Raw genomic sequence first — 7,266 nt, 5'->3', positions numbered from 1 at the left:
GAGCAGGCGCTCATCAGTTGTTGCGCCATCGCGGTGTTCGGCAGCGAGACGCCAAGCGCGCGGGCGCTTTCGAGCGCGAGGTTGAGATCCTTCTGGTGAAGCCGCATGCGAAAGCCCGGGGCGAAGGTCCGGGCGATCATGCGCTCGCCATGCACCTCCAGCACGCGGGACGAGGCAAAGCCGCCCATCAGCGCGGCGCGCACCTTTGCCGCGTCGCAACCGGCCTTGCTGGCAAAGACGAGCGCTTCCGCCACGGCCTCTATGTTGAGCGCGACGATGATCTGATTTGCGATCTTGCAGGTCTGGCCGGCGCCATTGTGCTCGCCGATCAAGGTGATGTTCTTGCCCAGCGTCCGAAAGATCGGCAGCGCGCGCTCGAACTCTGCGGTCGGCCCGCCGACCATGATGGTGAGGCTCGCCGCCTTGGCGCCGACCTCACCGCCCGAGACCGGGGCGTCGAGGTAGCCGGCTCCCGCTTGCCGCAGTTTCGCTGCGAATTCCGCAGTGGCGATAGGGCTGATCGAGCTCATGTCGATGACCAGCTTATCGGCCGACAGCCCCTCCAGGACGCCGTTTCCTCCAAGCAGGACACGCTCCACATCTGGCGTGTCGGGCAGCATGGTCACGATGATCTCGGACATCCGCGCCACATCGCCAGGAGAGGCGACGACCGATGCCCTAAGGTCCTTCGGCAGAGGGGAGCGGTTCAGGACCGTGAAGATCTCATGTCCCGCGTCGACGAGATGGTGCGCCATCGGTGCTCCCATCACACCGAGCCCGATGAACCCGATCTTCATTCTTGAACCCCTGTACGAAGGTTGGTGCGTATTGCATCTTGCAGCAAATTATTGCCGTATGATATAGGACATCATACAAATTTCAACGTCCTTTCGCTCATCGGAGACCGACCGCAAAATGCAAGAGCGCCTCAACACGCTGAAGGCTGCCGTGTCGGCCGGCCGGACCCATATCGGCATCTGGTGCTCGCTGGCTTCGGCCCTGACGACGGAAATTGTCGCGGGCTCCGGCGCCGGCTGGCTGCTGATCGATGGCGAGCATAGCCCCAATCATCTGCGCAGCATCATGGCCCAGTTGCAGGTCATGGGCGGCTTCGACAGCGAGGCCGTCGTCAGGCTGCCTTCCGACGATCCCAATCTGATCAAGCAGGCCCTGGATATCGGTGCGCGCAGCCTGATGATCCCCAATGTGCGGACGGCCGATCAGGCCCGCGCCATTGTCGCGGCTATGACATATGCGCCTGGTGGATTTCGCGGCTTCTCGGTCGGTCACCGTGCCAACGGCTTCGGTCGCATCGCCGGTTACCACGCCAAGGCGCGTGAGCAGCAGCTTCTCGCCGTACAGATCGAGGATGAATTAGGCGTCGCCAATGCCGCGGAAATTGCGGCAGTGGACGGCGTCGACGTTCTCTTCGTCGGACCCGGCGACCTTTCCACCAATATGGGTGCGATGGGCAATCCCGGGGCCGCACACGTTCAAGAAGCGATCGCCTCGGTGCGCAAGGCGGCAACGGCGGCAGGCAAGGCCAGCGGGATCCTGGCTCCCGCAAAGACCGATGCCGACCGCTACCTCGCCGACGGCTTCACCATGGTTGCCGTTGGTTCCGACCTCGGCCTGCTGGCGCGGGGCTCGGATGCCTTGGTCGCTTCGTTCACTCAGTAGACCGGAGATACAGCCATGCCGATCCCCCGGTACAAAGCGCCGTCACGCACCGCCTACGACATCGTCATCGTCGGCGGCGCCGTCATCGGTTCGTCCACGGCCTACTGGCTGAGCCAGGCGCTGGGCAGCGGCGCCTCGATCCTCGTGGTCGAACGCGACTCGAGCTACGAATTCTCGTCGACGGCGCTCTCCACCAGTGCGATCCGGCAGCAATATTCCAATCCGATCAATGTGAAGATCAGCCAGTTCGGCATCGAGGTCATCCGCGGATTTCAGGAGCGTATGGCACCTTTCTACAAGGACGAACCGGCGCCCGACCTCGGCTTCAAGGAGCATGGGTATCTTTACTGCTGTTCACCCGACGGCGTCAAAGCGGCCCGCGAGCGCGTCGATCTGCAACGCAGTTTTGGGGCCCACACGGTGTTTCTTGAGCCGGGCCCGCTGAAGGATCGCTTCCCCTGGCTCAATGTGGAGGATCTCGGTGGCGGTTCCTGGGGGGCCAGGGAAGAGGGCTGGTTCGATTCCGTGGGGCTGATGAACGGTTTCCGCCGCGCAGCCCGCGCCAGCGGCGTCGAGTATATTGACAATGCCGTGACAGGGCTGGACATCGCCGATGGGCGGGTCATCTCGGTGCGCCTCGCGACCGGACAGACGGTTGCCTGCGGAACATTGGTCAACGCCGCGGGCCCGCGCGCTCAGCAGGTGGCCGCCATGGCCGGCCTGTCGATCCCGGTCGCGCCCTACAAGCGCTACAGCTTCGTCTTCGCCAGCGCCAACCCGATCCCCGGCCGGATGCCCAATGTCATCGACCTTTCCGGAACATTCGTGCGTCCCGAAGGCGAGCTTTTTCTCACCGGCAACACGCCGCAAGGCGACGGACCGGCCGGCTACGACGACTTTGAAATGCACCATGAAGAGTTCGACGACTACATCTGGCCGGCACTCTGGCACCGCATTCCGTCTTTCGACGCACTCAAGGTCCAGACCAGTTGGACCGGCCACTACGAGTACAACATGCTCGACCACAACGGCATCGTCGGCTTCCACCCGCAGGTGACCAATTTCATGTTTGCCAACGGCTTCTCGGGGCACGGGCTGCAACAGTCGCCAGCCGTGGGCCGCGCCGTTTCAGAACTTATCGTTCACGGGGCTTTCCAGACGCTCGATCTTTCGCCGTTCTGTTACGAGCGCATAGATCGCAACGAGCCGTTTCTCGAGGAAGCAGTGATCTAAAGCGAGACGATCGGTCACCCATTTTATCTCGGGCATTCAGCGTCCAATGAAATTGCATTTTAGTCAGAGACGTCGTGAAAACTACTCGCTCGGATCGCTCTATCTTAGCAGGGGCGTCACGAACCCACGGTCGATCGATTTGGTTGCGGCGCTGCCAGATCTCGGCCAGAGGAGGCCTCGTGGCGCATGAGGAAACGCTCTATGGCGCGGATGATGGCGATCAACAGCAGATTGATCACAAGGTAGAGCACGCCGGCAATGGCGAAGATCTCGAAGATTGCGAAGGTCTGGCTCATCAGCCGCTTGGCGTAGCCGGTGATCTCGAGCACCGTGATCGTCGAGGCAAGGCTGGTCCCCTTGACGACCAGGATGAGCTCATTGCCATAGGCCGGCAGCGCCTGGCGGATGGCGAGCGGAAACTCGATGCGCCGGAACCGCAGCATGCGCGACATGCCGCATGCCTGCGCCGCTTCGACGAGGCCAACCGGAACCGACATCAATCCGCCGCGCAGGATCTCCGACGTGTAGGCAGCCGTGTTCAGCGCAAGCGCCAGCACGGCGCAGCGCGCGCCGTCGCTGATCAACCACCACAAAGCTGCGTTGTCCTTGATCGAGGAAAGTTGGCCAAGCCCGTAATAGAACAGGAAAATCTGCACCAGCAGTGGCGTCCCGCGAAAGACATTGGAATAATATTTGGCAAAGCCTGACAGGAAGCGGTTCGACGACAGTCGCATCAGCGCCAAACCGAGGCCCAGATTGAAGCCGATCAGCACCGAGACGAACGTTAGTGCCGCTGTGACCCACAGGCCCTTGAGCAGGACGGGAACCGCTAGCTGGATGAGATCCATCATAACTACTTTCTCGTCCTCACCCTGAGCAGGCGTTCGATGCCGTCGAACCCGGCCTGGCTGACGAGCGTAATGGCCAGATAAACCACAGCCGCGATCAGGTAGAAGATGAACGGGTGGCGGGTGGAATTGGCGCCAATGAAAGAAATGCGCATCAGCTCCTGAAGGCCGACCACCGAGACCAGGGCCGTGTCCTTGATCGTGGTCTGCCAGACGTTGTTGATTCCGGGAACCGCGATGCGCAGCATCTGCGGCGCGATGATGCGGCGAAAGATCCGGCCGCCCGATAGCCCGAGCGCGCGCGCGGCCTCGATATGCCCATTGGGGATCGCGCCCAGGGCCCCGCGCACGACCTCGGTCGAATAGGCGCCGGAGATCGCGCCGATGGCGATGACCGCGATGACGAACGCATAGCCGCTCTCCGCGACCCCGGCATAGCCGAAAGCGGTCACGACCTTGGTCACGAATTCAACCGAACTGAAAAACAGGAGGTAGATGATGAGCAGCTCGGGCACGCCGCGCACCAGCGAGGTATAGGCATCAACGAGCAGCGAGAGCGGAAATATCCGGGCCCATTTGATCAAGCCGCAGACAATGCCGATCACCAGCCCGGCCGCCATGCTGACGAGACCCACCAGGATCGTTATCGACGCGCCACGCAGGATGGCGGTCACCCAACCCGCTTCCCAAACCTGCCAGAGACCGAATTCCATCTGAGTTGCCCTAGTCTTGTCGTGCCAATGAAGTGCATGCGCCCGGAGCTCCGGGCGCATGCGAGGGTTCCAAGGCGTTATTTGCAGGGCCGGGAAATGTCCGTCTTGAACCATTTCTCGCTTGCCTTGCCGACCGAGCCGTCCGCGATCAGCTCGCAAAGCGCCTTGTCGATCTTGACCTTGAGTTCGGTGTTGTCCTGCGCGATGCCGACGCCGATGCCTTCGCCAAGCGTCGGGTCGTATGTGCTCTTGATCTCAACACCGACCAGTTGGAAGTTCTTGCCGTCAGGCTTGTCCAGAAAATCCTGCAAGGCGGATTGATCGGCGAAAGCCGTGTCGATACGGCCGCTCGCCAGGTCGATCTGCATCTGGTCAAGCGTGTCGTAGGTTTTCAGGTCGGCATTCGGTGCACGCTTCTCGAGGAAATGCGCGTGGGTCGTGCCAGCCTGCACGCCGACCTTCTTGCCGTCGAGCGACTTCAGCAGCGTGTCGACGTCGGTGATCGCGGCCAGATCAGACCCCTTGGCCGCGACGAACATGTTGGCCAGTTCGGCATAGCCGACGCTGAAATTGATCTCCTTCTTGCGATCGGCGGTGATCGACATGCCCGAGATGATGACGTCGAAGCGCTTGGCCTTCAGCGCCGGGATCAACCCGTCGAACGCCTGCACGACAAAATGGCAGGTCACCGCGAGTTTGGTGCACAGCAACGCGCCGACATCGGCGTCGAAACCGGTGACGTTGCCATTGGCGTCGGACATGCTCCATGGCGGGTAGGCGCCTTCCGTTCCGATGGACAACTCGCCTTCGGCCGCCAATGCGCTTCCCATGCTTCCCGCGAGACATGCGAGCAGCGTCAAGACTTTCAGTTTCATATCAGTTCCCCTTGTTGTTGGTCTTCATTGCCGTTGTCCGGTGCGAACCGGACGCTTCGAGAATGCTTCCCTCACAGTGTCCGAGCCAGGAATTGGCGCAGACGCTCCGAGCGCGGGCTGCCGAACAGCTCCGCGGGCGCACCCTCTTCCTCCACCTTTCCCTGGTGGAGAAACAGAACCTTGTGGGAGACCTCGCGCGCGAACTGCATCTCGTGCGTTACGAGGATCATGGTGTTGCCTTCCTCCGCCAGTTGACGGATCACGCGCAGCACCTCGCCGACCAACTCGGGATCGAGCGCCGATGTCGGTTCGTCGAAGAGGATGACTTTGGGACGCATCGCGAGCGTTCGGGCGATCGCGGCGCGTTGCTGCTGGCCGCCTGATAACTGGCCCGGATAATGAGCGTGCTTGTCGGCGAGCCCGACCTTCTTCAACAAAGCGTGCGCATGTTGGATGGCCTTCTCGCGGGGCTCCTTCAAGACGTGCCGGGGCGCTTCGATGATGTTCTCCGCCACAGTCATGTGCGGCCACAGATTGAAGTTCTGGAACACCATGCCGACGCGGGCGCGGATGCGTTCGACCTGCGCCATATCGGCTGGCCCAAGACGGCCGCTCGACAGCGGCTTCATCTTGATCACCTCGCCATCGATGGCGACCTTGCCGCCATCCGGCTGCTCCAGAAGATTGATGCAACGCAGGAACGTGCTCTTGCCCGAGCCCGACGAGCCGATCATGGAAATGACCTCACCGGCATGGGCGGTGAGATTGACGCCCTTCAACACCAAAAGCGAGCCGAAGCTCTTGTGAAGCTCGTCGATCTGCACGGCCGGCGTGGTGATCTTTGCCTTGTCAGCGGGCGCCGGATCGGCCGCGACGGCAGGAAGGGTTGGCGGCGTCTGTTCGCTGCTGGTGTCCTGGGTTATCTCGACGGTTCGCAGGTCCGCCAGCGCACGATCGAAATAGCGCAGGCTGCTGGACAGGCAGGTGCGTTGCCAGTCTGGGTCATCCGGGATGAAGGCGCAACGCAGAGTGTCGCGGATCCGCTTGCCCAACGGCGAATCGAGCTTGCCGAACAGATGCAGCCAGTTGTCGGCCTGGACCGCTTCCATGACAGCCGGCCCGTCCAACGTGCCGCATTCAACGACAAGCGGCAGCACGCGCGCGTTCGGCATTGCCTTGCGGACGGCATCGGAGACATAGCCGGTCGCCGTTGCCGTGATGCCGGTATCGGTCTTGGCGCCCTGGCCTGTCAGGACTGTCGCCAGCGCCGGCCCGAAGATGGATTTGCCCCAGGCAAGGCCGTCATGCTCGGAACTCGCCACAGAAAGCAGAGCCGGATAACCGTAAGGCCCGGCGCCGGTATGCAGGTCGAAGACGATGGCCTGGCGCGCCGCGCCGGCAAAGGTCTTCAGAATTTCGTTCAAGGTGCGGTTCGACCAGACCGGGCCGCCACCGCCGTAGAACATGCCGTCGGCGAACTCATACTGGCCGGCTTCGACGATCGCCGCCAGCCCGGCATGCCCAAGCCTTTTGCGCGCCACGGCGAGCTTCTCGTCGGCCGCTATGCGGTCCGGTCCCTCCCACTCGCGATACGCCATGGCGTCGTGCAGGCCGGCATAACCGTTGTTGACGGGAGCACTTGAAGACCAGTCGATGAAGTTGCGGTTGAGGTCGACATTGTCCTCGTTGACGCGCCGCGACCAAGCCGTACCCCAGGGATTGATGAGGTGAATGGCAAGGATGGCTGTGTCGCCGGGCAGGCGCCGCAGGTGCTTCTGGCCGAGCCACGCGGTCTGGCAAGTCGAGCCGAACGGGCCCTCGACACCATGCGTACCGGAGATGAGCACGATCAGCTTGCGCGCATCGCGGCGGCCAAGCAGCGCCACATCCGTCGCCAGCGTCTCGCCATCCGGGCCG

Annotated in this window: 7 protein-coding genes; 2 read left to right on the top strand and 5 right to left on the bottom strand. The window is 62.4% G+C overall.

Annotated features, from left to right (window positions below; all coding sequences use genetic code 11):
* The coding region (locus tag EOA22_RS19445) for a 2-hydroxy-3-oxopropionate reductase (RefSeq protein WP_127390150.1) at positions 1 to 797 on the bottom strand (797 nt) is incomplete at its 3' end.
* A gap of 118 nt (positions 798 to 915) precedes the next feature.
* Between EOA22_RS19445 and EOA22_RS19440 the strand changes: the two genes are divergently transcribed.
* Together EOA22_RS19440 and EOA22_RS19435 are read left to right on the top strand one after the other, a co-directional pair.
* The gene (locus tag EOA22_RS19440) at positions 916 to 1,680 is read left to right on the top strand and encodes an HpcH/HpaI aldolase/citrate lyase family protein (protein ID WP_063168720.1); all 765 of its coding nucleotides are present in this window, start codon (positions 916 to 918) and stop codon (positions 1,678 to 1,680) included.
* Positions 1,681 to 1,695: 15 nt separating this feature from the next.
* A complete protein-coding gene (locus EOA22_RS19435) occupies positions 1,696 to 2,913 on the top strand; it encodes an FAD-dependent oxidoreductase (protein ID WP_024503251.1) in 1,218 nt (405 codons plus the stop codon).
* Positions 2,914 to 3,029: 116 nt separating this feature from the next.
* Here the strand turns inward: EOA22_RS19435 and EOA22_RS19430 are convergent, their stop codons facing one another.
* The 4 genes from EOA22_RS19430 to EOA22_RS39565 all read right to left on the bottom strand — a co-directional run.
* The gene (locus EOA22_RS19430; protein WP_063170307.1) at positions 3,030 to 3,761 is read right to left on the bottom strand and encodes an ABC transporter permease; all 732 of its coding nucleotides are present in this window, start codon (positions 3,759 to 3,761) and stop codon (positions 3,030 to 3,032) included.
* Between the two features lie 5 nt (positions 3,762 to 3,766).
* Complete coding sequence (locus tag EOA22_RS19425) at positions 3,767 to 4,474, bottom strand: ABC transporter permease subunit (RefSeq protein ID WP_063168719.1); 708 nt, start codon at positions 4,472 to 4,474, stop codon at positions 3,767 to 3,769.
* A 77-nt stretch (positions 4,475 to 4,551) separates the two neighbouring features.
* Positions 4,552 to 5,349: a transporter substrate-binding domain-containing protein gene (locus tag EOA22_RS19420; RefSeq protein ID WP_063168718.1), complete on the bottom strand. Its 798-nt coding sequence runs from the start codon at positions 5,347 to 5,349 to the stop codon at positions 4,552 to 4,554.
* Between the two features lie 71 nt (positions 5,350 to 5,420).
* Positions 5,421 to 7,266 (bottom strand): DUF2817 domain-containing protein (locus tag EOA22_RS39565; RefSeq protein ID WP_127390149.1); only part of this gene is annotated, 1,846 nt, incomplete at its 5' end.

The organism is Mesorhizobium sp. M7A.F.Ca.US.014.04.1.1, assembly GCF_003998745.1.
GTDB lineage: Bacteria > Pseudomonadota > Alphaproteobacteria > Rhizobiales > Rhizobiaceae > Mesorhizobium > Mesorhizobium ciceri.
Note: the sequence above shows the minus strand (reverse complement) of the source record. Positions and strands in the feature narration are given on the sequence as shown.